Here is a 26,505-nt window from a genome sequence, read left to right on the forward strand (position 1 = left end):
GCATGAACCGGTAGTTCGCCCGGCCGTCGCCGCCCGAGCTGTTCGGGCGGCGACGGCCGGATCGTCTCCGTGGCCACCGCCTCCGTGGCGGAACCGGCTGCTGTCAGCGAGCCGAGGGTGTGGACGGTTCGCTGGGTTGCCCGGTGTCCCGGAGTTCGGCGAGGAGGGCGCTCTGGCCTGCGAGGAGTTCCGTCAGGATGCGGCGCGCGGCGCGCAGGAGGTCCGCTACGTCACCGCCGGCGAGCGCGTAGCTGACGGTGGAGCCCTCGCGGATGGACACGACGATGCCGGAGCGGCGCAGCACGCCCAACTGCTGGGACAGGTTGGAGGGTTCGACGTCGATGTCGGCGAGCAGGTCCCGCACCGGCACCGGACCGTTCTGGAGCAGTTCGAGGACGCGGATGCGCACGGGGTGCCCGAGCATGCGAAAGAACTCTGCCTTTGCCTGGTAGAGGGGCACCTGCACGGGCGTCGCTCCTGCTCGGAAGGGGGTCTGACCGGGTGCGGCGAGCTGCCGCACCCGGTCCGCTGGATGCATCCTTCCCGGCCGCGACCAGGTGATCACGACAGTTCGTCGGATGCGTAATTCGCGACTTGAAGAACTTTTCAAGTCTAGGTCAAATAAAAGCCGGTAAGGCTCAGACCTCGAGATTGCCTTCTGTGCGTTTCAGTTGGTGGCGGGCCATGGCCAGATTCGCCCGGCCCTTGTCGAGGACGAGGTAGATGAACAGGCCGTTGCCGCCGCGGCCCATCACCGGGCGGATCAGGTGGTACTGGGTGTCGAGGGTGATCAGGAGGTCCTCGATACGACTCTGGATACCGAGTTCGTCCATCGTGCGCACCTTGGCCCGGATCACATCCGTGTTGCCGGCCGCCGCCACGTTCAGGTCCAGATCCTTGCCCCCGCCGAGGGAGCCGAGCGCCATGCCGCTGGAGTAGTCGACGACGGCGGCACCCAGCGCACCCTCGACCTCCGTCATCAAGGTCTTGAGGGACACTTCCACACTGGTCACAGGTTCTCCTCTTCAAGGTGCAGAACAGGGGTTGTTCTCGCGGGGAACCCTAGGAAAGTCGCGGCCCTCAGTTGTCGGACACATCAAGACCGCCAGCAATTGTTCCACTCATGACTATTCACTTATGTCTTCTGAATAGATTTGTTGGGGAACTTTGCTGCCGCGCTTGCTCCGGGGGAAAGCCTTCCTGGCTCACGGACTTCTGGGCCAGGGGCCGGACCGACCCGACGTGCGTCGGCCGCGGCGACTCGGTCCTGCTCGTCCGAGCCGCGCTCCTCGGCCTGCCCGAAGGCCACCGGTGGCCTTCGGGCAGACCGGGCACTCATAGGGTTATGGTCGATGAAGGAGCGTGCGACCATGCGGCAGCGGGTGACCATAAACGATGTAGCGCGGGCCGCCGGGGTGTCGTCCGCGACCGTCTCGTATGTGCTGAGCGGGAAGCGTCCGGTGGCCGAGGGGACCCGCAGGACGGTCGAATCGGCCGTCGCCGAGCTGGGCTTCAGCCTCAATCCCGTCGCTCGCAGCCTGCGTACGGGCAGGTCCGTCATGGTCGCCCTGATCGTTCCCGACATCGCCAACCCGTTCTACGCGCTGCTCGCGCGCTCCCTCCAGGACGAGTTGAGGGGCCGGGGCTACCACGTCGTGGTGTGCAACACGGAGGCGCGGCGCGACGAGGAGCAGGCGCTCCTGAGAGAGGCCATGCACCAGCGCTTCGCCGGCGTGGTCATGACCCCGTTCAGGCTCTCCACCACAGCCTTCGACGCCCTGCGCGGCGCGGGAATCCCCGTCGTCGTGAGCGCGGACATCGCGTTCGGGGCCGTCGACCATGTGGCTCCGGACGCGGAGGACGCGGTCCGCCAGGCGCTGCGGCACGTGGCCGACAGCGGGCGCCGCCGCCTCGGTGTCGTCGCCGGACCGCGTGACGCCACCGGTGGGGATCCGAGGCTGGAGCGCATCAGAACGCACGCGGCCGCCGTCGGCCTCCAGGTGGAGGAGGAGGCCGTCGTCCATGGCGAGCACACCCGGGCGGCGGGCGCCGAGGGATTCCGGCGCCTCATGCTGTCCCGGCACCGGCCGGAGGCCGTGCTGTGCGTCAACGACGTCACGGCGGTGGGCGCCATGGAGATGGCCGACCAGTTGGGCCTCGACATTCCGGGTGATGTAGCCCTGGTCGGCCATGACGACGTCGACTTCGCGACGCTCGTCCGACCCCGCCTGACGACCATCCGCTACCCGGCGCGCGAGGTCGGGCGCGTCGCGGCCCGTCTCCTGCTGGAGCAGATCGACGGCCGTACCCAGCCGCACACGGCGCGGGTCTCGGCAGAGTTCGTGCCCAGGGCGTCGGCCTGATCCTCGACGACGGCCCGACAGGATGACTGCCCGACTGGACAGCTTCCCGACACTGGCGTAAACGATTACGTTGCGCGAGACTGAGTGGCCCGAGGCTGCGGGCGGCCCGTGCGACGGCGGCGAGGCGCGCCTCTCCATGCGCCTGCCTTGATGTTGATCATTGTTTGAAATGCATCACATCTCAACAGTCAGTGTTCAGGTTCATTGACTTGTGCGGCGGGCGCGGCAGCCGTCGGAGATCTGGCGGACCCCGCTCGGCGTACGGGCCGAGGCGGTGCGAGCGTGTCGCGCGCTCACTCCAAGTCAAGTGCGTTGATTGTCTGTTGAAGCTGACTTCGGTGTCGGACCGGTCAATTTTCGGAGCCGCGCCGTTCCAGGTCTTGACGGGGAACAGGGTGGCGGACTGTCATTACGCCCACACTGTTCGGCCGAGTTGGTTTTTGATCGGTTTCCGGACCTGTCGGCGCCCACTCTCCCCTTGGCCGAACCCTGTCCCAGGAGCCGCCATGAGCCGCACGCCCTCCGGTCTCTCCGTCCCTGACCCCAGCCGTCGCTCCCTGCTCCGTGGAATCGGCGGCGCGGCCGTCGTCGCGGGTGCGGGCATCCCTCTGCTGACCGCCTGCGGCGGCAGCGGTACGGCCGCGGACCCCAAGACCGTCAGCCTCGGCTCCAATGCGTCCGACGCGGTGCCGAAGAAGGCCTTCGCCGACATCTACGCGGCCTTCAAGAGCCGGTCCGGCATCACGGTCGACGTGAACACCAAGGACCACAACACGTTCCAGGAGCAGATCAACTCCTATCTCCAGGGCACTCCTGACGACGTGTTCAACTGGTTCGCGGGCTACCGCATGCAGTTCTTCGCGGCCAAGAACCTCGCCACCCCGATCGACGACGTCTGGCAGAAGATCGGGGGCGACTTCCCCGACGCGATGAAGGCGCTCAGCAAGGGCGAGGACGGCAAGTACTACTTCGTGCCGCTGTACACGTATCCCTGGGCGGTCTTCTACCGCAAGAGCGTCTTCGCGCAGTTCGGCTACCAAGTCCCCACCACCTGGGAGCAGTTCGTCGCCCTGTGCAAGCAGATGAAGAAGGACAACCTGGTCCCGATCGCCTTCGGCGACAAGGACGCCTGGCCCGCGCTCGGCACCTTCGACCAGATCAACTTCCGTACCAACGGCTACGACTTCCATGTCGAGCTGATGGCCGGCAAGGCGTCCTGGACGGACGCCAAGGTCCGTACCGCCTTCGACCACTGGGCCGAGATCCTCCCCTACCACCAGGACGGTTCCATCGGCCGTACCTGGCAGGACGCGGCCCAGACCCTGGTGTCGAAGAAGGCCGGCATGTACCTCCTGGGCACCTTCGTGGCCCAGCAGTTCACGGACAAGGCCGATCTCGACGACCTCGACTTCTTCGCCTTCCCGTCGATCGACCCCGCGTACGGACAGGACACGGTCGAGGCGCCCACCGACGGCTTCATGGTCTCCAAGTCCCCGAAGAACCACGCGGGCGTCGTCGAACTCCTGGAGTACCTGGGCACTCCGGAGGCCGAGTCGATCTATCTCAAGGCCGACCCGAGCGTGGTGGCCGCCTCCAGCAAGGCCGACACCTCCTCGTACAGCGCCCTCCAGAAGAAGGCGTACGACATGATCGGCGGCGCCAAGCACCTCACCCAGTTCATGGACCGTGACAGCCGTCCCGACTTCACCTCCACGGTGATGCAGCCTGCGTTGCAGAAGTTCGTCCGGGACCCCAAGGGCATCGACAGCCTGCTGTCCTCGATCGAGCGCCAGAAGAAGACGATCTTCGCCTCCGCATGAGCACCCAGACGACGGCACAGTCCCCGGAGGCGGCCGACACGTCGGCTCCGGGGATCACCTCCCCCCGGAAACGGGTCGCGCGGGGTCATGGACGCCTGCTCACCCGTCGTGACCGGGTCACGCTCGCCCTCATGGCGGGCGTGCCCACGGTCCTTCACGTCGTCCTGGTCTGGCTCACGGCCCTCGCCTCGATCGCGCTGGCCTTCACCACCTGGGACGGCATCGGCTTCGACTCCATCAAGTGGGTCGGACTGGAGAACTTCAAGGAGCTGTTCAGCAACAACCCGCAGTTCTGGCCCGCCGTCGAGCACAACGTGATCTGGTTCGTCGTGCTCATCCTGGTCCCGACCCCGCTCGGTCTCTTCCTCGCCGTGCAGCTGGACAAGAGGATCCGCTTCAGCCGCGTCTACCAGACCGCGTTCTTCCTCCCGGTCGTGGTCTCGCTGGCCGTCACCGGATTCGTCTGGCAACTCGTCTACAACCCCGACACAGGCCTGATCAACAGCATCATCGGGGCCAACAGGCCGGGCCACTACATCGACTGGATCGGGGACCCCGATCTCAACCTCTGGGCCATCCTGGTCGCCGCGTCCTGGCGGCACACCGGATACATGATGATCCTCTACCTGGCGGGCCTGAAGGGCGTCGACCCGTCGCTGCGGGAGGCCTCCGCGCTGGACGGCGCGAACGAGTGGCAGACGTTCCGGAACGTCGTCTTCCCGACGCTGCGGCCCACCAACACCGTCGTCCTGGTCGTCACCGTCATCGAGGCCCTGCGCGCCTTCGACCTGGTGTTCGTCTTCAACAAGGGGGCCCAGGGCACCGAGCTGCTGTCGATCCTGGTCACCAACAACATCATCGGCGAGTCCAGCCGCATCGGGTACGGGTCGGCCATCGCCGTCGTCCTGCTGGTGATCTCGCTCGTCGTGATCATCCCGTATCTGGTGGCCACCTTCCGGAAGGAGCGGCGCACATGAGTACCGGCACCGCCACCGCCGCGCCCGGCCGCCGGCGCCCCCCGGTTCGCCCGGCCAGGATCCTGCTGCACGCGTTCCTCGTCGTCACCGCGCTGGCCTGGCTGGCGCCGCTGCTGTGGGCGGTGTTCGCGGCCCTGCGTCCGTACGCGGAGACCACCACCAAGGGTTACGTCTCCTGGCCCGACAGGCTGACCCTCGACAACTTCACGAACGCGTTCGAACAGTCCGACATGACGCACTACTTCGGCAACACGCTGCTGATCGCGGTGCCGGCCGTGCTGCTGACCCTGCTGCTGTCGTCGATGGTCGCCTTCTACGTCAGCCGTTTCGACTTCCGGCTCAACCTCTTCCTGCTGCTGGTCTTCACGGCCGGCAACCTGCTGCCGCAGCAGGTCATCATCACGCCGCTGTATCGGCTCTACCTGCTGGTGGACCTGCCCGGCATCACGGCCAGCGGCAAGCTGTACGACTCCGCTCTCGGTCTGGTCCTCATCCACGTGGCGTTCCAGTCGGGCTTCTGCGCCTTCGTCCTCAGCAACTACATGCGCATGCTGCCGCACGAGCTGACCGAGGCGGCCTTGGTCGACGGCGCGTCGGTGTGGCGCATGTACGCGCAGATCGTGCTGCCGCTGTGCAAGCCCGCCATGGCGGCCCTGGCGACCCTGCTGTCCATATGGATCTACAACGACTTCTTCTGGGCCATCGTCCTGATCTCCACCGGCGAGAACATGCCGATCACCTCCGCCCTGAACAACCTCTCCGGGCAGTACTTCACCGACCCCAACCTGGTCGCCGCCGGCGCCCTGCTCACCGCGATCCCCACGCTGATCGTGTACTTCGCGCTCCAGCGGCAGTTCGTCAGCGGTCTCACCCTGGGCGCCACCAAGGGCTGACCCCGCTCCACCCGAAAGGGAACCCCGTGCCCCAGCGCTTCACCCTCATCGCCTCCCTCCGCGTGGATCCGCGCACCGCCCGCGTCCACGAGGAAGGCCGGCAGTCCTGGAGCCCCAGCGGCACCTACGCCCTCGACTCCACCCCGTACCGCCCCGCCAACGACAACTGGGCGACCGTCTGCTACCGGCCCGGCCGAAACGTCCCAGCAGACCACTGGGGCACGGAGACGACGCGCCGCCTCTTGCAGGAAGCCCCGCGGTGAGGCCCACGCCCAGTGCCTCGTCAGAAGTTGGAAACGACGCTGGTCAGGACAGCGGGGATCGTGGTGGCGTCCGTGGCGTCGTAGACGTGACCGCCGGTGGCGGCGGCGATGCGCTGAAGGGCCTGGAGGCCGGTGCTGCCGCTGCGCAGTGCCGGATTGCCGTAGGCGATCGGAAAGACGCGGATCTGCGGTGTGGCGGCGAGGGTGCGGAGCAGGGCATCTTCCTCCCCTGATTTGTTCGGGTAGTTCTGACCATCGGTCAGCACGATTACGGCGTTGATGGCCTTGGGGTCGTAGCGGGCTCTGAGGGCGGTGACCGCCTGCCGGATGCATTCGTACAGTGGGGTGTCACCTTGAGGCAGGTAGGTGCCCAGGGTCGTGGTGAGCGCGGTACGCCGTGGCACACCGTCGACGCTCTCTTTCAGAGGGCCACCGGGAACGTTCTGATCGATGACCGCGCCGAATTGCCACAGACCGACCTGATCGTTGTCGGTGAAGCCGTCGCGGCCGAAGAGCTGAGGGCCCGCGCTCTTCAGGAGATTCATCTTGGTCCTGCCGGCGGTACCCACGGCCGGATTCTTCATGGACGTGGAAGTGTCGATCAGCGTCAGGACGTTGGCCTGCCTGCGCAGCGTGGGCCAGGTGGTGAGCAGTTGACGGAGGACGTCGCCTTCGGGGAGGTGCATGGAGATGATCGGGGCCTTGGGCAGGGCGCCGTTGGCCTGCGTGAGATACGAGGTGGTCCTGCCGTTGTACGTGCGGAAGCCGAGCTTGGCGAACTCGTTCTGCTCCGTCCGGGAGCGGAGGTGGGCGCCGAAGCCGTCGGCGACGGCCCTTTGAGAGGGGCTCATGTTGTTGAACTCGATGTAGGGGTGGTCGGAGGACAGGGTTCCGTCATTGGGGTAGAACGCCACGAGGGGAGTGTGGGGAGGAGTACGTCGCTTCGTGCAGTCCGGCGTGGCGTGTTCGGTGCCGCAGGGGTAGCCGAGGTTGTACGCCACGACGGCTTGTTCCTCGACAGTGGCGGCGGACACATACCGCAGGGCGGCGTCAGGGTTGGCCGGGGTGGTGGCGTCGTCGGCGCGGCGGAAGTTCTGCATGAACGTCAGGGTGGTGTCACCGTAGTGCGCGACGGACTCTTCGATGGCGTGCACGAAGTCCGTGTTCTTGCGCAGCGTGATGTCCCCGACGGTGAGATCGCGTGCCTTGCCGGTTTGCGTGCCGGTGACAGCGGCGTACGCGGCGAGCGTGGCGTTGAGCCCGGAGGTGGAGTATTCGGGGTTGGTCTTGCCGAGCGTGAACGTGCCCCACTGTTTCTTGCCCTTGCTGCTCCAGAACGTCGGCGCGTTCTTCGCCCACTGGGTCAGATCGTGCCAGCCGATGCTGCCTTTCTTGGACCAGCCCAACTGGTCGGCCATGGGTTTGGGCATGGCGATCACCAAGGGGCTGGTGACGATCGGTCGGGGGTTCTGTTCGGGCAGCAGGGCGACGGTGTTCGCGTTCGCCGTCCGGCGGACGAGGCTGAGCCAGGCCGACCCCGCGGGAGACCATACGTTGGGCAGTGACCCGTCGTTGTCGGCCGAGCCCTGGGTGAGGGCTCGCATCATGGTGCCGGAGTTCTGCTCCTCCACCACGACCTGCACGCACTTGCCGTCGCTGGAACGCTGCCCGTACCGCTTTGCGGCTGCGGTCAGGGGAGTGGCAAGGTCGGCCGACACGGCCACGGTGACCTGGAGGTCAGGAGTCCCCGAGCAGTGGGGCAGGCCGTGTGCCACCCCGTCGGTGTCACCGGACGCTGTGGCGCTCGGCGAGGGGGAATCCGTGGGGGGCCAGGGGGCGTATTCCACGCCGACCCACAGCAGCGGCAAGGAGACGAAGGCGACAGGCAGGGCAAGGGCCACCCTGCGCCAGTTGGTGAAGCCGGGCGACATCTCCGACGGCCCGGGATCGTGCTTCCGGTTACGGACCAGGGAGACATGTGGGCCGTTGTTCTTCGAGAGCTGCTGAGGCAGGGGGAAGCCGCCTTTCGGCAGCCGCTCGTGCAGAACCTGGTAGAGCGCCTCCGTGGTGATGAGCTCGGATCCGTCTTCAAGCCCCTCATCGAGTGCTTTGATCAACTCACCGGTGAACGCCGGGTAGTCCTTGTTCCTGGGGGCCATGGATCGCTCTGTCGCGGAGCTGGACGTCAGAAGGTAGCTGCCTTCGATGTCCGGCAGCTCCGGCGGAACCGGGAGGGGGCCCATGCCCAGCTCCGTCGCTTTCCCGCTGAAGCAGCAGTCGATGATGACGACCTTCTTCCGGGCTTTGCAGCGCATCACCAGACTCCGTAGATCGGCGTATCGCAGCGACCGGTGTGCAGCCTCGTAGTTCGCCGAGGCGAAGGCCAGATGCAGATCATCGTCATCCAGGAGCAAGCCGTGGCCCGCGAAGTACACCACAAGCGTGTCCTGCGCTTCCTGGGCGCATTCGCTCAAGGAATTCAGTACGTCGGTCGGATTCGTCGGGTTCAGAAGAACTGTGCAGTTCCTCTCCGGCACGCCCCACAGGTCCTTGTTCCGTAGCAGGGCCGCGAGATCTTGCGCGCCCTTGGCCACCGTGGGCAGTTTCTCCAACTCGGTGTACTGGCTCACGCCGACGACGAAGACGCGTGATCTGGACGGATCCGCCAAGCCCACCGGCCAGGGACGACGCCTGCGGGAAGACATCGGCCTCACCGGCTGCTCTCCCGAGCATCGCCACCCGCGTCGCCGTCCCGCAGGCCTCGGGGGTCTTCATGTCCCTCCGGTCCTGTGGTGCCGCGTTCCGCCGTCTCGCCACTGTCGGTTTGTCGCAGTAGTCGTTCCAGCCGATGCAGGGTCTCCTCCGATGCGTCACCCAGCACGATGATCTTGTCTGCCGCGGTGACGGTGATGGGTGGCGCCGCGGGACGCGCGCTGCGCCAGGCGCGGTACGCCAGGACGAGATTGCCCGCAGCGAACCCCTGGTTGAGAACCATGTTGATCAGATCGGCAGCCCCCATCGTGTCACCGGGCTGCGGGGCGGCCGTCAGCTGTAACTTCACATGGCGCTCGACGGCCGGGGTCCGGTCGAGCCACTCGTACAGGTCCCGAATCACTCGGGGATCCCCGCTCGATTCTGCCGCCGTACCGATCTCGATGATCACCGCGCCCCCTTTGTGCTGCATCGCGTGGTGCCCAACATAGAGATGAAATACACACCGACGCGGCCAGATTCCGTAAATCGCCATGTATAGACACAACAGACGCAATTCCGGTCAAGGAAGCTCTCGTAACGGCTGGCGTCGCCGAGGTGGTCCGGCCCCGGGACGCCATGGCGACCCAGGACGTCCCGCTGATCCCGTCCGACCACGACGCGCACGGGCGATCAGCGATCCCCTACCGCCTTCTCCAGGAGCGTGAACGACTTGGGCGCGCCGCCCGGTTGAGGCTTGCCCTCCTTGTGTCCGACGATCCGGTAGCCGGCGTCGAGGTAGTACGCGGTCAGACGTTCGTTGCCGGCCAGGCAGTCCAGACGTACCGACGACCGACCCGCCTCGGCCACCCGCTGCTCCGCAGCGCGCAGCAGTCGGCGCCCCGTTCCGGGCGGGACACTGCCGTGGTCCACCATCAGCCGGTGCACATAGCCGGCGGTCGGCGGCCGGGGCCCCCAGGCGTCCTCGTCCTCCCACCACAGCTCCCAGGCCCCGACCACCCGGTCGCCTGCCTCGGCGAGCCAGATCTCCCCGCTCTCCAGGATCCGATGGAAGTGATCCCCGCCCAGCTCACCGGGGCGCCACTGGCCTGTGACGCCCCGGGCCAGCATCCAGCGGGCGGCGTCGTCGCGCAGCCGTACGACATCGGCGATGTCGGCGTCGTCCGCGGGACGGAAACGTAGATCGTTCATGCCGGGATCCTCGCACGGGTGTACGTCCCGGCAACGGCCGGCCGCGAGAGGGAGGCGGTGCTCTCTTTCGCGGCCGAGCGCGCCGTGGGGTCAGGGTGTGTGGTCGAAGGGGATGTCCAGGCGGAGTTCGTAGCCGCCGGCTGTCGTGGGCGCGGAGGTGACGGTGCCACCGAGGAGTTCGGCGCGTTGCCGCAGACCCACCAGGCCGTGGTGGGCGCTGGGCAGCGGGAGGGCGGGCCGGGTGGCGGGGGTGTTGGTGATGGTTGCGCGGAGGCGGCCGTTCTGGTGGTGGATGCGGATCGTGGCGCTCGCGCCGGGGGCGTGTTTGCGTACGTTGGTCAGCGCCTCCTGCACGGTGCGGTAGACACCACGCTGGACGGGCGGGGGGAGGTCGCCGGGCAGGTCCGTGCTCAGTTCGGCCTCGATGCCACTGCTGTCGACGAGCCGTTCCAGGTCCGCGAGGGAGGGCTGGGGGGTCAGCTCGGTGGGGCGGCTGCCGGAGGCGCGCAGCACGCTGACCATGTGCCGCAGCTCCTCCAGCGTCTGTACGCTCAGCCGCCGGATCGTGACCGCCGCCTCCTTGGCCTCGGCGTCCCGGCTGCCGACCTGGAGCGCTCCGGCCTGCACCGCGATCAGACTGACCTGATGGGCCACCACGTCGTGCATCTCCCGGGCGAGCTGGGCGCGTTCCTGCGCCAGCACGCTCTGGGTGATCAGCAGCCGTTCGTGTTCCCGTGCCTCGGATATCTCCGCCAGCCGCAGCGTCAGTTCCCGTCTGGCCTGCACGAGTTGGCCGAGGAAGACGGGCGCGACGGCGGTCGCCAGGGTGTAGCTCAGATGGATCAGGCTGTAGGTGTCGGAGAGTTCGTCGATCTCCACCGACGGCCATGGCCACGGGACGAAGTCGGCGACGGCGAACACCGTGCCGCAGAGGGCGAGCAGGAGACGGTGCCGGCTCAAGGAGGAGAGCGTGTAGAGAGCGATGAGCGTGGCGAGCGCCGCGTCGGTGACCGTGGCGGTCGGCAGCGTCAGCAGGAAGGTGGCCAGCGGCAGGCGACGGCGCAGCGGAAGGCAGAGGGCGGCGAGCAGCCCGCAGGACATGGCGGCCCGGTCGTCGGGGTCGACGTTGGCCCACATGTCCAGCAGCGAGAATCCCACCAGCACGGTGTCCACCAGCCCGGCATGCAGCGGGGCGGGCCATGGCCCGGATGGACGGCGGGGCACCATCAGGAGCCCACCCCGTTCCGCGGCAGCCTGAGCAGGCCCGCCCGTTCGGCGAACAGCACGGCCTGGACCCGGCTGCCCACCTCCAACTTGGTGAAGATGGTGCTGACATAGCCCTTCACGGTGCCCGCGCTGAGATGCATCCGTTCGCCGATGTCGATGTTGGCGAGTCCCTCGGCCATCAGGACCAGCACGGCACGTTCGCGCTCGGTCAGCCGGGCGACCGCCCGTGTGGCCGGGCCCTGCGGGTCCGCGTCGAGATAGCCGGCCACCACCTTCCGGGTGACCTGGGACGACAGTACGGTCCCGCCCTCGGCCAAGGTGCGGATGATATGCGGTAGTTGCTCCGGATCGGTGTCCTTCAGCAGGAAGCCCGAGGCACCCGAGCGCAGAGCTGTCGCCACGTACTCGTCGGCATCGAACGTGGTCAGCATCGCCACCACCGGAGGGCCCTGCAACCGTCGTAGGTCGGCCAGTACGGTCAGTCCGTCCACGTCCGGCATCCGTATGTCCAGCAGGACGACGTCGGGCCGGAACTCCCGCACGGTGTGCACGGCCCGGCCGCCCGGCACCGCCGCGACGACCTCGATGTCGTCCGCCGTGTCGAGGATGCGCTGGAATCCCGTACGGATCAGCGCCTCGTCGTCAACCACCACTACCCGGATCACCTTTTGTCCCGTTCGTCGGGCCGTCTCTCACTGCGTAGTTACCATGCGCGCGGTCGTCCGTGGGGTTGTCGGGCGGATGCGCCGGGGAGCGCACGGTTGCGTGCCGTCTCCGTGTCCGTCACCCGGTCCGTCACGCGTATGGAGCAGTGGCGGCAACCCGCATCGCGCGCTCTCCGTACGAGGCCGTCGCCGCCGTGCGGCTCGCCCGGCGGGCCGGGCTCCACGTGACAGCGCGGTTCGTCGGCGTCGCCGCTCGCGCCGGGCCGGACCCCCGGCCGCGCCGTCCGACGGGTGGTTCGGGACGCCACCGGAACCCCCACCTGACCTCGGCGCGTGCCAGAAGTGACAGGATGGGACCCATGAGCAACGTTTACTTTGACATCACCATCGACGGCGCCCCCGCCGGCCGTATCGTCTTCAACCTCTTCGACGAGGTGGTTCCGAAGACCGCGCGCAACTTCCGCGAGCTGGCCACCGGCCAGAACGGCTACGGCTACGCGGGCTCCGGCTTCCACCGCGTCATCCCGCAGTTCATGCTCCAGGGCGGTGACTTCACCAACCACAACGGCACCGGCGGCAAGAGCATCTACGGCGAGAAGTTCGCGGACGAGAACTTCGAGCTGAAGCACGACCGCCCGTACCTGCTGTCGATGGCGAACGCCGGCCGGAACACCAACGGCTCGCAGTTCTTCATCACCACCGTCGTCACCTCGTGGCTGGACGGCAAGCACGTCGTCTTCGGCGAGGTCGTGGAGGGCTCGGACCTCGTCGACCGGATCGAGTCCCTGGGTTCGCAGTCCGGTACCCCGAAGGCGAAGGTCGAGATCTCGGCCTCCGGCGTCGTCGACGCGGCCTGACCCCTGCCCGGCCGAACGGCGCCGGCCCCGCCCAGGGGCCGGCGCCGTCGTCGGTCGCGGAGCGTGAGGGCGCAGCAGTCACGGCGCGCCGGGCAGCCGGACCGTGACCAGGAGACCGCCGGCGGGGCGGGGGACGAGGTCGAGGGTTCCGTCGTGGGCGCGGACGATGCTGGCCACGATGGCCAGGCCGAGCCCGACACCGGCGTGCTCGTCGCTGCGCACGCGCTCCGTTCCTCGCTGGAAGGGCTCGGTGAGGGTCGCCACCAGTTCCGCGGGGAGCCTACGGCCCGTGTTCTCGACCCGCAGGACGCTTGAGTCGCCGTCCGCCTCGGTGTGGACCGTCACGGTGCCTCCGGCGGGGAGGTTGTGGACGACGGCGTTCTGGATGAGGTTGGTCACCATCCGCAGCAGAAGCTCCGCGGACCCCCGGGTCCGGGCCGCCCCGCCGATGACATCGAGCGTGGTCCGGCGCTGTTCGGCGAGGGGAAGCAGCGTTTCGGCGGCTTCCTCGGCGAGGAGCGAGAGGTCGACGTCCTCGCGGACGAAGTGTCCGCTGTCGCCGCGGCTGAGCAGCAGCAGCGCCTCGGTGAGGTCGATCGCCCGCGTATTGACCGTGTGCAGACGCTCGATGAGTTCGTCCCCCTCCCGCGTGGTGTCCTGGCGGGCGACGTCGAGGAGCGTCCGCGAGATCGCCAGCGGGGTCCGCAGTTCGTGCGAGGCGTTCGCCGCGAACCGCTGCTGCTCGGCGACATGGGACTCAAGCTGTTCGAGCATCGAGTCGAACGCGTCGGAGAGCTCACGGAACTCGTCCTGGCGGCCCTTCATGCGGATCCGGTGCGACAGCACCCCGTTCCCCGCCATCCGGGCCGCGGCGGTGATCTGGGTGAGCGGTGCCAGCATCCGGCCGGCGAGGAACCATCCCCCCAGGAGGCCGAACAGGAGCAGGAAGCCCATGGCCACGGCCGCGGCGGGGGCGAAGGTGTGCACCAGGAGGTAGCGGTTGGGTGAGATCCCGAGGAGGCCCTTGGGGTTGTCGGGTACGTAGCGCAGGATGAACGCCCACACCACCGCGAGCAGGAGAGCGCCGGCGACGGCGAGGAATGCGGCATAGCTGAGGGTGAGTTTCAGCCGGGCGCTGAGCCCGGAGCGTCTACGCATGCGTACTGCCGGGCCCGGCGGTCCCGGTGTCGATCCGGTAGCCGACACCGGGCACCGTGGCGATGATCCAGGGTTCGCCGAGCCGCTTGCGCAGCGCGGAGACGGTGATGCGTACGGCGTTGGTGAGCGGGTCGGCGTTCTCGTCCCAGGCCCGTTCCAGTAGCTCCTCGGCGCTGACCACCCCGCCCTCGGCGGCGACCAGCACCTCCAGCACGGCGAACTGTTTACGGGTGAGCGCGACATAGCGTCCGTCGCGGAAGACCTCCCGGCGGAAGGGGTCGAGCCGCAGGCCCGCGATCTCGCGGACCGGGGGCCGGGCGTACCCGCGACGCCGGTCGAGCGCCCTCAGCCGCAGGACGAGCTCCCGCAGCTCGAACGGTTTGGTGAGATAGTCGTCGGCGCCCAGCCCGAACCCGGAGGCCTTGTCGTCGATCCGGTCGGCAGCGGTGAGCATCAGGATCGGGATACCGCTGCCGGAGGCGACGATGCGCCGCGCGACCTCGTCGCCCGAGGGACCGGGGATGTCGCGGTCGAGGACCGCGAGGTCGTAGGAGTTGACGCTGAGCAGTTCCAGGGCGGAGTCACCGTCGCCGGCGATGTCGGCGGCGATCGCCTCCAGCCGCAGACCGTCCCGGACGGCTTCGGCCAGGTAGGGCTCGTCCTCCACGATCAGTACGCGCATGTCTGAAGCCTAAGCAGCACTGCATATCTCCGACGTATGCAAAAACGCGTGCACACCCGGCGCCCGAGTCATCCTGCCGGTACCGGCGCGGGGCGAGACCGGTCCGACGGCGCCTGCGCTCCGGTGCGCCACCAGCGGCGCGACGCCAGCGCGGCCAGCGCGGCACCGGTGGCGTTGACCAGGACATCGTCCACGGAGGACACCCGGTCCAGCCACAGCACGTACTGCGCGACCTCGACCAGGACCGAACAGGCCGCCCCGAGCGCCAGGACCCGTGTCACGGACGCCAGCGCCGAGAACCGTATCGGCGCGAAGAACCCGAGCGCCGCGAAGACCAGCAGGTTGCCGACGATCCCGCCCGTCCCCATCGTGACCAGGTCCCGCAGCGGTATCAGGCTCACCCGGCGGGGAGCGATGCCGGGCGAGCCGCCCGGCATCATCGTCAGCCACAGGAACGGTACGGTCCCGTGGACCATGCCGACCTCGGCCAGCGACATCCGCCACGGCGACGCGACGCCGACGGCACGCCGACGGTGCGCCAGAGCCCACACCACCAGCACGGACAGCGGCAGCGCGACCAGCGTCATGAGCACCACCCCGTTGAACGTGTCGTAGCAGCCGTGCCACCGCCCGGACATGCACCGCGGAGCCGACATCATCAGCGGCCGTCGCACGACGAACAGGGCGCCCGCCAGGCCGAGGACCGACAGACCGAGGAGCACGATCCGGCGTATGCGGCGGGGCGGTGCCGACGAAGGCGTGTGATGGCTCATGTCCCCATGAAAGCCGGAGGGCGGTTGCGGGGGCGTATGCGTTTTTCGATATGCCCGCGATACGCGTCGACACGTCTGCGATACGGGTCGATGCGTAAAGACTCCGGGCGTCGTCGGCGGAGCCGAAATCGGGGCGCGGCAGCGCCGTCGTGCTGCGATGCTGTCCCGATGATCAACGTGCCTACCGCCGTGCTGGATTCGTTGTACGGGCTCGCGTTCGGCGATGCCTTCGGGGACCGCTGGTTCGGCATCCTGCGCCGGGACGGTCCGGCGGCCCTGGAGGCGCGGACGCCGCCCCCGGAACCGCTGTGGCAATGGAGCGACGACACCGCGCAGGCACTCGTACTCGTCCGGGAACTCCTCGACGGCGGTGGCACCGTCGACCAGGACCGCCTCGCCCTGAGCTTCGCGGCCGCCTACGCCGACGACACGCACCGCGGCTACGGAGCCTCGATGCATGACGTGCTCCGTCGGATCGGCGCGGGCGAGCCCTGGCGGGAGGTGGTCGCCGGACAGTTCGGCGGCCAGGGCTCCTGGGGTAACGGCGCGGCCATGCGCGTCGCCCCGCTCGGCGCCTGGCACTGCGCCGACCTCGACGCGGCCGCCGAGCAGGCCGCCCGCCAGAGCGCGGTCTCGCACCACCATCCGGAGGCGGTGGCCGGGGCGGTGGCGGTCGCCCTCGCCGCGGCGCTGGCGACCCGTAGCCGCGGCGGACCCGCTCCCACCGGGCCTGACTTCCTCCGGGCAGTCGCCGAACGACTCCCGGACAGTGACGTCCGGTCGGGGGTGCGGATCGCGGCCCGGATGCCGGAGCACACCTCGGTCCGGCACGCCGCGGAGGTCCTGGGCTCGGGGTACCGGATGTCAGGGCCCGACACCGTCCCGTACGCCCTGTGGTGTGCGGCCAGGCACCTCGACGACCTGCACGAGGGGCTGTGGGTCACGGTCGCCGGGCGCGGTGACATCGACACCACCTGCGCTGTCGCGGGCGGGGTGATCGCCGCCCGCACGGGCGTCGCAGCCCTTCCCGCTGCCTGGCACGCGGCCTGTGAACCCCTGCCTCCGGTCGTGCCGGAGTGAGAGCTCACGCCGACGGCCCCTCCGGATGAACCGTGGTGGTTCGTCCGGAGGGGCCGTGCGTCTGCTGCGAGGCCCCCGAGATTCAGCAGGATCCTGCCGTGGTCCCGGGGCCCATCGCCTGTCGGGTGGTCACCTCGTGCCGTACGTTCCGCGGATACTCATGCGCTCCGCCCATTCCGCTGCCGGCGACCAGAGTCCGGCACCGTCGGCGGGACCTGCTCCGTTGCTCCCGTCGTTCCCCATGCCTGCGTTGCCTGCGTTGCCTGCGTGGTCCCACGGGACGGGTCCCGGCCTGTCGTGGTCGCCGCCGTCGCCGCCGGCCGCGACCGGGCGGTCGTCCCGGTCCGTGGGCTGGAATCCGACCGTGTAGGTCCGGATGACCGCGCCGATGGCCGAGGTCACCCTGATGGTGCGGGTGGTGAACCGGGACCCGGGCGACGAGAGGACCGAACTGCCGTCGGTGACCTTCACCCGCGCACCGGACCCGGCCGGTACGGCGGAGACGGCCGGGATCCTCGTGTTCCTCGGCCAGTCGACGACGTACGTCGACACCGCCGGATCGAACCCGTCGATCGAGGCGCCCCCCACCTTGATGGCTCGGGCGTCGGCGACAGCGGCCTGGGTGGCGTCCGCGAAGTTCGTCACCGTGACCGACCCGTCGGTGTTCACGACCACGTGCGCCGCCATCGCGGCCGCCAGATTGATCCGCTGCCAGCTCGTTCCGCCGTCCGCGGTCAGGTCGAGCGGGTACCCGGAGTCCGTCGCGGTCTGCTCCAGGACCTGGGTGCGCTGCTCGGCGGTGAGGTCCGGGAAGGCCGTGATGAGCAGGGCCGCCGCGTCGGACGGCGCCTTGAGCGTCTGCCCGGACTTCGCCACCTGGGAGAACCCGTAGGTCAGGCGCCGTGTGTACAGGTCGACGTCCTGCGTCGCGCTCAGACCGGCGTAGGGGTCGCCCGCGCAGGCCGCGAGTGTGTCGCCGTACCCCTCCTTCTCGCACTGCGCGAGCAGTACGTTCTCGATCTCGGTGTGGGCCTGCATCAGCAGTTGGCGGAAGTCGGGGTCCGCCCACCGGTGTGCCACGGTGGCCTGTCCGGTGATGCGGCCGCCCATCACGTCCAGCGGGTAGTGGAACCCGAGGACGACGCGGTTGTCCCCGTACTCCGAGGTGCGCGCGAGGATCGACGGCGCCAGCTCCGGCAGGAGCGTGGCCAGGACGGTCCCGGCCTCGTAGCCTCCGTAGGTGTGGCCGCTCGGGTACGAGCCGCTGGTGGTGAGGCTGCCGTAGGAGCCGTCCTGCGACTCGTAGACGGCACCGCCGTCGCCGACGAACCCGAGTCGTACGTACGGGCGCAGATAGCCGTAGTGGCTCTTCGCTGCGTCGACCTTGTCGAGGTTCTTCGTGACCCGGGAGAACAGGGCGTTGGTCTTGGGCAATTGGCCGCCGCCCAGGGCGTCGCCGTAGATGCGGCCGAGCCGGGAGCCGAGGCTGTCGGCCATCGTGACCGTGGCGCTGTGCGTCGCGTCGACCTCGGCCCGGTCCACCTCCGCCTGCGTCGCCGCGTTGTTGATGCGCACGGCGATCCGGTCGTTCTCGGCGGTGGCCGAAGTGCCGTTCGGGACCTTGGTGTTGGAGCCGAGGACGCCGGTTCCGAGGTCCTGGAAGCCGTCGAGCAGCCCGTAGACGTAGTCGGTCCCGTCGCCGGTGCCCGGCCACCGGTCCGACGCGTAGGCCGCGTTGAGCGTGTCGTCAGGGAAGGGGGACGACACGTACGACGGGTCGGCGGCCTCCGCCGAGACGGTCGCCGTGGAGCTCGGTGCCGAGGCGGTCACGGGGTAGTCGTCGGAGGAACCGGCCAGGGTGAGCGCGGTCACGGTCGCCGTGTGCGCCTTGACCTTCCCGGCGCTGGTGAGCAGTGCCGTCTCCGCCGTGGCGGAAACGTGTGCGGTGGTTCCGTCGTCCAGGGTCACCGTGTAGCCGATGACCGGGAATCCGCCGTCACCGGCCGACCGCCAGGTCACGCGGACCTGCCTGCCATCGGTGAACACTCCCGTCACGTACGGCTTCTGCGGCTTGCCGCCACCGGTCACCACGGGTGCCGTGGCGGCACTGGGGCGCGAGGTGCCGACGGCGTTCACCGCGCGGACGCGTGCCGTGTACGACCGGCCGGCCCGCAGCCAGGTGAACGTCGTGCCGTGGACGGCCGGGTCGTGGATGTCGACCTGGTGGCCGTCGTCGAGGGTGATCCGGTAGCCGGTGACCGGTGAGCCGCCGGTGTCCTCGGGTGCGGACCAGGCGACGGTCACGCTCGTGCCGGACGAGGTCGCCGATACGGCGTCAGGCGCGGCGGGCACTGTTCTGGGCTTGGTGGTGAGCGCGGACCGAGCATGGTCGAGCGCGTCGTACCGTGCGGTGAGGATCTCGTCGGTGGCCGTGTCGTCCGCGACCGTGGTCCGCGCCTCGGCGAGTGCCGTGGTGAACGCCGTCCACGACGCGTCCGTGTAGCGGTCGTCGGTGAGGCCGGACGCGGTCGCGACCAGGTCCTCCAGCTTCAGCCGCGGGAGCGGGACCAGCTGCCTGGCGGCGAGGGTGAGGCTGCGGGTCCGGGTGTCGATCTCCGACTGGGTCACGTCGTCGGCGTCGACGAGGGCGCGTGCGGCGGCGAGTTCGCGCCGGTACACCCCGAAGTCGACCGTGTCGTAGCGCTCCTCGGTGTCGGCGAGTGCCGCGTACTGGTCGATCGCCTTGCGCAGGGCGGATCGGTCCGTGACGGCGGGCGCGTCGACGTGGTCGAAGGTGATCCGGCCCAGATTGGCGACGTAGGGGTGCGAGGAGTCCGGGGTCGTCACCAGCCGAAGGTGGACGGCGTGCGTGCCGGTGATCGCCTTCGGCAGGGCGAGGCTTGTCGTCCCTCCCGACGACCACGCGGCACCGGTGACGGGCAGCGGGACGGTCGCGTACGGCGTACCGGGTGCGGTCGGGTCGAAGGCGTCCAGGTAGAGCTGGACGGCGGAACCGGTGCCGCAGCGGGCGGAGTTGTTCACGTAGGTGAGGGTGACGGTGTTCTTGGCGGAGGCGCCGAAGTCGATGTCCCCGTAGTCCAGCCAGGCTCCGTCGTACGTGCCGCCGAGGTCGGTGGTGGAACCCGCGCCGCTCCAGCCGACCGGCTCGCTCTTGAGCCCGCCGCCGCTGTTCGCGCGGAACGCCGTGGCGTCGAACGCCACTGGCGCGACTGCATCCTGAGTGAGTGTCAGTGCGTAGACATTGGCCACATAGGGTTGCGAGGAGGACTGGGTGCTGGAGACGAAGACGGCGTACACGTCCTGGACGCCGCTGAAGACGCCCGGATCGAGTCGTACGGTCGTGGTGGCGACGGTTCCCCAGCCCGACCCGGTGTAGTCGAGGGGGATGTCGGCCTTCTTCGGACCGTCCTTCGTGCCGAGGTGCAGCTCGATGTGCGAGTCCGAAGCCGCGCGCGACTGGGGCTTGTCATAGCGGACGGTGACGCTGTCGGCGCCGTCGTGGAGGTCGATGCCCGGCCACTGGGCCCACGCGCCGTTCGTGGTGTTCTCGAAGATGCCGTTCGCGAGGTTGAGCGGGAGCGAACCGCCGCCGGTCGTGGCGCTGTTGGCCGCGGTCAGCGTGGCGAGCGTGGTCGTGGTGGAGGAGGAGACCGGGTTCGCCGAGAACTGGTACCAGTCGAAGTTCGACACCCACGACTGGCCGGACGGGGCGTGGAAGACGAACGTCGCGCTCGACGCGTCCAGCAGGGCGTCCGGGTCGGTGACGGCCGCCTGCACGGTGCTGTAGTACTGCCAGCCGCCCGTGCTGGGCAGTTGGACGGTGGCGACGACGGGGCCGTCGGCGGCACCGGCGTGGATGTCGACGCTGCTCGGCTTCGCGTTCGTCGCCTGCGAGTTGGCGTAGCGGACCGACACGCTGTGCGGGGCGACCCCGCCGAAGTCCAGTCTGGTGAACCGTTCCCACGACCCTTCGGTGACGCCACCGAGGTCGCCGTCCGAGTAGTACGCCTCCTTCACCAGGCTGGGGCCCTCCATCTGGTCGGGTGCCTCGGCCTGGAGGACGGCGTAGCCGCCCTCGTCGATGGTGAGCGCGTCGGCGGCGGACCGCAGCGCGTCGTCCGCGGCCATGAGCGTTCCCGTCACGGAGGCGGGGTCCGCGAGGACGGTCCGCGCGCGTTCGAGCGCGGAGCGGAAGATATTCCACGAGCCGTCGGAGTAGTGGCCGCTGCGCACCAAGGCCGCCTGGTCGACGAGTGCGGCGAGCGCCTTGCGAGGCACGGCGGCGGCGGAGACGACGAGCGGGTCGGTCGGGGATATCCCGGTGCCGCGCACCGTCGAGGCCGGCACGCCGTGCGCGAAGGCCGCGTCCTGGAAGGTGATGCCGAACCGCGCGTCGACCTGCGTGCGGCCGGTGAGCGACAGCGTCGCCGTGCGCGGGCCGGTGACGCGCAGGTCCGCCGTGACACCGCCCGGCAGGCCGGTCACGGTGGCCGCCCCGGACCCGGTCAGGCTGGTCCCCTTGCGGGCGGCGAACGACGCCGGTCCGGACAGGGTGAGCCGCACGCTGCCGTCGACGGCGCCGTCGGCGTCGGTGTCGACGGTCCCGGGGTCGGCGGAGACGACGGTGTCGCCCCGGTTCGTGCCCGTGCCGCCGTCACCGGTGTTGCCCGCGTCGGTGTTCAGCGAGTACGCGGGCTTCGTGCGGGCGCCCCACTGCGAGGGCTTGGCGCCCATCGTGAAGTCCAGGGTCCCGCCGGAGACGATCCGTGAGTAGTCGAGCCAAGTGTCGTCGAATCGCCGGCCGTCGAGGGTCGCGCTCTGCACGTAGTAGTTGCTCGGCGACACGCCTTCGGCCTTCACCGTGAACCGGGCGCCGTTGGCGTAGCGGATCGTCGTGGAGTCGAAGAACGGGCTGCCGATCTGGAACTGGCCGGAACCGGCGGTGACCGGGAACAGCCCGAGCGCGGCGCCGACGAACATGGTCGACATCGTGCCGGCGTCGTTGTCCATGGTCGGCAGGAAGCCCTTCGGGGAGAGCTTGTAGACCTGGGTCTTCACCGGCGGGTGGAACTCGCCGCCGGAGCTGGGGGCTTCGTTCGAGGAGCCCGTCGCGATGTAGCGGTTCCAGGTGGCGCCGGTGTAGATGGCGCGCACCCACTTCTGCGTCAGGCTCGGCTCACCGACGTAGTTGAAGAGGTAAGGGGCCTGGAGGTCGATCTCGTTCGCGTTGGAGTGGAGCATGGTCGAGCCGTCGTCGGCGCCGGAGTCCTCTCCGAACATGTGCTCCACCGCGGCCTTGCCCGCCTTCGCCCCGCCCATGGCCTCGATCAGGCCGCCCATGTCGTACGCGTCGTACCAGTGGTACTGCCAGAGCGTGCCCTGGTAGAGACCGGCCGCCTCGAACTTCTCGTAGTCGGCGCTCTGCCAGTCGCCGCCCGTGGCGCGCGGGGTGAGCAGACCGACCTTCGTGCCGTCGGCGGCTGTCCAGGCGCCGGACTTCACGAGGTTGTCGATCGCCATGGTCGACTGGGTGCGCAGCTTCTTCGCGTCCTCGTCCTTGCCGAGCGCGTCGGCGATGACGGACAGCGCCCACTGGTCGTAGCCGCGCTGCACGGTCTTGCCGGGATCCCCGCTGACGTAGCCCTGCCGCAGCTGCGCTCCCGTGTAGTACCCGGCGTACGACTCCAGCGCCGGGTACGCCTCGTCGAGCCGGTCGAAGTCCTTGAAGCCCTTCGACAGCGCGTCCGCGATCAGCACGGGCGAGCGCTCCCAGCGCACGGTGGGCACCGAGTGGGTGAGGCCGGCCAGGCTCTTGCCGGAGGTGTGCACATCGGCGAAGAGCTCGATGAGCGACTGCACCATGTCCCGGTAGGTGGCCGGGTCGATGTACGCCTCGACGGAGTACTTGCGGAAGTCGTCCCAGGTGGACCAACCGTCGTAGTACGTGAAGCCGTTCGCCTTGTGCACCGCTCCGTCCGCGCCGCGGTACGTGCCGCTGGTGCTGGTGGCGTTCACCGGCAGCGCGTACATGCGATAGAGGTGCGTGTAGAACTCCTTGGTGAGCGTCGACCCGGGGTCGGACGTCGCGGAGGCGTGTACGTCGACGGCGCCGAGCGCGCGGTTCCAGTCCGCCTTCGTCTGTGCGCGCGCCTGGTCGAAGGTGAGGTGGCCGACCTCGCTCCGCTGGTCGGTCGCGGCCTGTTCCGCGCTGATCGGCGACAGCGTGACGCGCAGTTCGATGTCGTTCCCGGCGGCCTTGTCGAACCCGAGGACGGCGCCGGTGTCGCTGCCGTCCTGTGCGGTGGCGTCGCTCAGCCTGCCGTCGTTGCCCCAACTCTTGAGCGAGGTCACGGGGACGTTCGTGGTGGCGTGGTAATACAGCTGGTACGAGGCGCCGTTGAACGATCCCGCGACGATCCCGGATATCGAGGTGGTCCCGTCCGGGAGCGTCGTCGCCCTGAGGGTCGAGCGGGTGCGGCTGGTGAAGTTGTTCGCCAGGTCCAGGACGAGTTCGGGCTCCGACCCGGCGGGGAAGCTGTACCGCTCCAGCGCCGTGCGCGTCGTCGCGGTCACCTCGGCCCGCACGGTGCCGGAGTCCTGCGTCACCGACGTACCGGTCCCGGAGACGGACCCGAGGCCCACCCGGTAGTACCCGGGCGTCGCGGTCTCGTCGTCGTGGCGGTATGCGTGGGCGTACGTGCTGGGGGCGGGACGCTTGTCGTAGCGGACGGAGGTCGGGACGACGAGCAGGTCGCCACCGCCTCCCGAGCCGCCGACGCCGTCGAGGTTCGTGGTGGTGAACCCGGCGATGTGGTCCACGTCGTAGTCGTACCCGGAGTGGTTGCGGCCGGGCGTGGTCAGCGGGTTGACCTTGGCCAGACCGTGCGGCGCCTGGGCGCCCGGCAGGTCGTTGCCGTCGTCGCCGGCGGTCGACACGAACGGGTCGACGAGGTTCGTGTAGTCCGTGGTGCCGGATGTCCGGCCGGACCCTGCGGACGGGGTGGGGACGGGCGCCGCCGCGGCCGTGCCGCCGCCCGCCAGCGCGGTGAGGGCGAGCGCCCCGGTGAGCAGCAGCGAGACCGTCGCGCGCAGGGGCCGGCGAGGCCGGTGGGCGCTCCCCGGACGGATCACGCGGGGCACGGGGGGACGGGATCTTATGGGCACGTAACCTCTCCAGCGTCGCTCATGCACACGCGCGGTCCGGCCGGCCGGAAGACAACGTTGTCGGCCCGCGATGCCGGGCGTGCAACCCGGATTGAGACGGCAGTGGACACAAAGGATTGCACCCGTACGCCGGATCGCACCCGCCGCGTTCACGACCGTCCGTCATGAGACAGGGGGAAGGCGTACGGCGCGCGAACATCATTCGTACAGCGCGCGGCGTACCGGACGCCGGGCGGACGACGTACGAGGGGGGCCGTGACGTCCTTTCAACCTGGTGGATCGGCACATGGGTTGGGCGGGCGCCGGTGCATCGGCCGCTCAGCCGGTGTGGGCCTCCAGGGCGGCGATGATCTCGGGCCACAGTTCGCGTGGGCGGTCGTGTCCCATGTCGGGGATCAGGAGGAGCTCGGCTCCGGGCACGAGCTCCGCGGTGCGTCGCCCGCCGCTGGGGTCGATCAGTGTGTCGTCCAGGCCGTGGATCACCAGCGTCGGCACCCGGAGCGTACGGAGCTCGTCCGCACGGGAGCCGCTGAGGATCATCGCCCCGAGCTGGCGGCCGACCCCGGCGGGATAGTGCGCGCGGTCATAGCTGCGGCCCGCGAGTTCCCGGAGGGCGGCGGCGTCGCCGTAGCGCCTGGAGGCCCACACCAGTTCCCGGTCCGCCGCCGCGACGTACCCGGCACGGTCCGGCGGCTTGGGGCTGAACAGCACCGCCTGGGCCTCGGGGCTGGATCCGCCGTACTCGCTCTCGCCGGTGGAGGACATCATCGACGTGAGCGTCAGCACCCGCTCAGCGTGGGTGATGGCCATGGTCTGGGCGATCATTCCGCCCATCGACGTTCCGACCACATGAGCGCGTTCGATACCGAGCGCGGTGAGCAGGCCCAGGCCGTCGTCGGCCATGTCCCGCAGCCGGTACGGGATCATCGCGACGGCGGCGGGAATGTCTCCCGAGCTCACCGCGGCGATGAACCGGTTCATGTCCACCGGGTGTTCGTCGAGCTTGGTGGACAGGCCGCTGTCACGGTTGTCGTAGCGGATCACATGGCGGCCGCGAGCCGCCAGCGCCCGGCAGAAGTCCTCGTGCCAGGCGATCAGCTGGGCGCCGAAGCCCATCACGAGCAGCACGGCGGGGTCACCGGGGTCGCCGAAGCTCTCGTAGGCGAGGGACACTCCGGGCGACACGTCGACGAGGGGCATGGCTGGATCTTGTCAGGCCCGGGCGGTGGAGCGCATCCGCATTGTCCGCCGCGGGCGTCGTGGCCGGTCAGGCGCGGTGCGGTGCCGCCTCCGGCGCGGCGGGAAGCGCTGCGGCAGGCCGACGGGGGAGCAGCAGGGGGGTCGCCAGCACCAGAGCGCCGGCCAGGCCGATGGCGGCGCGCGGGCCGAGCACACTGCCCAGCACTCCCCACACGGCCGTCAGGAGCGCGGTCGAGGCCTTGGTCGTCACCGCCCAGGCGGACAGGGTACGGGCGACGCGGTCGGTGGCCGTGCGCTCGAGGCGGTGGGCGGCGTACACGGGGTTGAAGACCCCACAGCAGAAGATGAGCCCGAGCTCGACGCCCATCACCAGCAGCAGCCCTCCGCTGCCCGGCCCCAGGAAGGCCAGGCCGACCGGCCAGAGGGCGCGCAGCACCCCGGACGCGACCAGGACCCGGTGCGAGCCGAAGCGGGAGACGAGCGGCCGGGCCAGCCGCGCACCGAACAGTCCGCCGATCGAGGGCGCGGCGAAGGCGAGACCGTACTGCCACGGGGTGAATCCGAGCCGGCCGAGCATCAGGACGGCCAGCAGCGGCTGGGCGGCCATCACCAGACCGTTGAACAGGGCGGTGTTGAAGAACAGCGGCCGCAGCGTCGCGTCGGCGAGGATGTACCGCCAGCCGTCCAGCAGGTCACGGGCCCGCATGCGCTGGGCCTTCCGGGGCGCGGGCGGTGGCTCGTGCCCGCCGGTCGCGCGGATGCCCAGGGCGGACAGCAGATAGCTGACCGCGTCGGCCGCCACCGTCGCCACAGGCCCCAGCAGCCCGATCGCCGCGCCGCCCAGCGGCGGTCCGACGATCGTGGTGGTCCAGGCCGTGGACTCGAACCGGGCGTTGGCGACGAGCAGGTCCTCGGCGGGCAGCAGCGTCTTCAGGTACGCGCCGGAGGCGGCGCGGAAGGTGATGTCGGCGGCCGCGACGACGACCGAGACGAGCAGGAGCTGGAGGAAGGTGAGCACACCGGCCGCGAACGCGGCGGGGATCGACAGGAGCGCCGCGCACCGCACCAGGTCCATGGCGATCAGCACCGGCCGCTTGCGGCGGAACTCCACCCACGGGCCGAGCGGCACCGCCACGGCCGCGCCCACCGCCGCTCCCACGGCGGCGAGCGCGGCGACCTCGGCCGGTCCGGCGTGCAGCACCCGGACGGCGATCAGCTCGAACGCGCCGAAAGCGAGCCACGTACCCAGCGCACTGGTCCCGTACGCCGCCCACAGCCACCCGAACCGACGCCCCAACCGGGGACGCGGCGACCGCCCCAGCCGATGTCCGCCCCTCATGCCCGACACCCTTCTCCTGTACCCGTACAACCGATCCGCGTTCAGGAGTATCAAAGCGAGCGCCACGACCTGCGATCAAACAACCGCACGGGCACCGAGCACAACCATTGGTTGTGGCCT

19 protein-coding genes and 1 pseudogene are annotated in these 26,505 nt (G+C 69.5%); 7 read left to right on the plus strand and 13 right to left on the minus strand.

Annotated elements, in window-relative coordinates:
- Nucleotides 1-103 precede the first annotated feature (103 nt).
- Entirely contained in the window at nt 104-466 is a 363-nt protein-coding gene (locus tag FNH09_RS22865; RefSeq protein WP_162468956.1) for a metalloregulator ArsR/SmtB family transcription factor, read from the minus strand.
- A 172-nt stretch (nt 467-638) separates the two neighbouring features.
- On the minus strand, nt 639-1,013 hold the full coding sequence (locus FNH09_RS22870; RefSeq protein WP_162468957.1) for a roadblock/LC7 domain-containing protein: 375 nt from the start codon (nt 1,011-1,013) through the stop codon (nt 639-641).
- A gap of 339 nt (nt 1,014-1,352) precedes the next feature.
- On the opposite strand from FNH09_RS22870, the gene FNH09_RS22875 reads away from it, so the two are divergent.
- The 5 genes and pseudogenes from FNH09_RS22875 to FNH09_RS22895 form a co-directional block, all read left to right on the plus strand.
- Nucleotides 1,353-2,363, plus strand: coding sequence for a LacI family DNA-binding transcriptional regulator (locus FNH09_RS22875; protein ID WP_238426981.1), 1,011 nt, complete (start codon nt 1,353-1,355; stop codon nt 2,361-2,363).
- Nucleotides 2,364-2,869: 506 nt separating this feature from the next.
- Nucleotides 2,870-4,183 (plus strand): ABC transporter substrate-binding protein, encoded by a 1,314-nt coding sequence (locus FNH09_RS22880; RefSeq protein WP_152890955.1) that lies wholly within the window; start codon nt 2,870-2,872, stop codon nt 4,181-4,183.
- On the plus strand, nt 4,180-5,160 hold the full coding sequence (locus tag FNH09_RS22885) for a carbohydrate ABC transporter permease (RefSeq protein WP_152890957.1): 981 nt from the start codon (nt 4,180-4,182) through the stop codon (nt 5,158-5,160). Before FNH09_RS22880 ends, FNH09_RS22885 begins: the two co-directional genes overlap by 4 nt.
- Nucleotides 5,157-6,053 carry a carbohydrate ABC transporter permease gene (locus FNH09_RS22890; RefSeq protein ID WP_152890959.1) on the plus strand — a complete coding sequence of 299 codons (897 nt, stop codon included), beginning with the start codon at nt 5,157-5,159 and terminating at the stop codon, nt 6,051-6,053. Before FNH09_RS22885 ends, FNH09_RS22890 begins: the two co-directional genes overlap by 4 nt.
- A gap of 26 nt (nt 6,054-6,079) precedes the next feature.
- A pseudogene (locus FNH09_RS22895) lies at nt 6,080-6,262 on the plus strand (alpha-galactosidase); the annotation flags it as partial.
- A gap of 74 nt (nt 6,263-6,336) precedes the next feature.
- On the opposite strand, the gene FNH09_RS22900 reads toward FNH09_RS22895, so the two are convergent.
- The 5 genes from FNH09_RS22900 to FNH09_RS22920 form a co-directional block, all read right to left on the minus strand.
- The gene (locus FNH09_RS22900) at nt 6,337-9,021 is read right to left on the minus strand and encodes a substrate-binding and VWA domain-containing protein (RefSeq protein ID WP_152890961.1); all 2,685 of its coding nucleotides are present in this window, start codon (nt 9,019-9,021) and stop codon (nt 6,337-6,339) included.
- Between the two features lie 5 nt (nt 9,022-9,026).
- Nucleotides 9,027-9,479, minus strand: a complete 453-nt coding sequence (locus FNH09_RS22905) for an effector-associated constant component EACC1 (RefSeq protein ID WP_152890964.1) — start codon at nt 9,477-9,479, stop codon at nt 9,027-9,029.
- Between the two features lie 221 nt (nt 9,480-9,700).
- On the minus strand, nt 9,701-10,219 hold the full coding sequence (locus tag FNH09_RS22910) for a GNAT family N-acetyltransferase (RefSeq protein WP_152890966.1): 519 nt from the start codon (nt 10,217-10,219) through the stop codon (nt 9,701-9,703).
- Nucleotides 10,220-10,309: 90 nt separating this feature from the next.
- On the minus strand, nt 10,310-11,446 hold the full coding sequence (locus FNH09_RS22915) for a sensor histidine kinase (protein ID WP_152890968.1): 1,137 nt from the start codon (nt 11,444-11,446) through the stop codon (nt 10,310-10,312).
- Nucleotides 11,446-12,111 (minus strand): response regulator, encoded by a 666-nt coding sequence (locus FNH09_RS22920; protein ID WP_162468959.1) that lies wholly within the window; start codon nt 12,109-12,111, stop codon nt 11,446-11,448. The genes FNH09_RS22915 and FNH09_RS22920 overlap by 1 nt, the downstream gene beginning before the upstream one ends.
- 359 nt (nt 12,112-12,470) lie before the next feature.
- Between FNH09_RS22920 and FNH09_RS22925 the strand changes: the two genes are divergently transcribed.
- Complete coding sequence (locus tag FNH09_RS22925; protein WP_152890970.1) at nt 12,471-12,968, plus strand: peptidylprolyl isomerase; 498 nt, start codon at nt 12,471-12,473, stop codon at nt 12,966-12,968.
- 78 nt (nt 12,969-13,046) lie between these two features.
- Here the strand turns inward: FNH09_RS22925 and FNH09_RS22930 are convergent, their stop codons facing one another.
- From FNH09_RS22930 to FNH09_RS22940, 3 genes are all read right to left on the minus strand, one after another.
- Complete coding sequence (locus FNH09_RS22930; protein WP_152890972.1) at nt 13,047-14,126, minus strand: sensor histidine kinase; 1,080 nt, start codon at nt 14,124-14,126, stop codon at nt 13,047-13,049.
- The gene (locus FNH09_RS22935; RefSeq protein WP_152890974.1) at nt 14,119-14,808 is read right to left on the minus strand and encodes a response regulator transcription factor; all 690 of its coding nucleotides are present in this window, start codon (nt 14,806-14,808) and stop codon (nt 14,119-14,121) included. The genes FNH09_RS22930 and FNH09_RS22935 overlap by 8 nt, the downstream gene beginning before the upstream one ends.
- Nucleotides 14,809-14,876: 68 nt before the next feature.
- Nucleotides 14,877-15,581 (minus strand): VanZ family protein, encoded by a 705-nt coding sequence (locus tag FNH09_RS22940; protein WP_152890976.1) that lies wholly within the window; start codon nt 15,579-15,581, stop codon nt 14,877-14,879.
- A gap of 168 nt (nt 15,582-15,749) precedes the next feature.
- Here FNH09_RS22940 and FNH09_RS22945 point away from each other — a divergent pair, with 168 nt between their 5' ends.
- Nucleotides 15,750-16,661, plus strand: coding sequence for an ADP-ribosylglycohydrolase family protein (locus FNH09_RS22945; protein WP_152890978.1), 912 nt, complete (start codon nt 15,750-15,752; stop codon nt 16,659-16,661).
- Nucleotides 16,662-16,790: 129 nt separating this feature from the next.
- Here FNH09_RS22945 and FNH09_RS22950 read toward each other — a convergent pair whose 3' ends face one another.
- The 3 genes from FNH09_RS22950 to FNH09_RS22960 all read right to left on the minus strand — a co-directional run bounded on the left by FNH09_RS22950 (nt 16,791) and on the right by FNH09_RS22960 (nt 26,385).
- Nucleotides 16,791-23,813, minus strand: a complete 7,023-nt coding sequence (locus tag FNH09_RS22950; RefSeq protein ID WP_338017656.1) for a glycoside hydrolase domain-containing protein — start codon at nt 23,811-23,813, stop codon at nt 16,791-16,793.
- 351 nt (nt 23,814-24,164) lie between these two features.
- Nucleotides 24,165-25,046 (minus strand): alpha/beta fold hydrolase, encoded by an 882-nt coding sequence (locus tag FNH09_RS22955; protein ID WP_152890980.1) that lies wholly within the window; start codon nt 25,044-25,046, stop codon nt 24,165-24,167.
- 67 nt (nt 25,047-25,113) lie between these two features.
- A complete protein-coding gene (locus FNH09_RS22960) occupies nt 25,114-26,385 on the minus strand; it encodes an MFS transporter (protein WP_152890982.1) in 1,272 nt (423 codons plus the stop codon).
- Nucleotides 26,386-26,505: the final 120 nt, after the last annotated feature.

Origin of the sequence: Streptomyces adustus, assembly GCF_009377175.1 — a bacterium.
Lineage (GTDB): Bacteria > Actinomycetota > Actinomycetes > Streptomycetales > Streptomycetaceae > Streptomyces > Streptomyces adustus.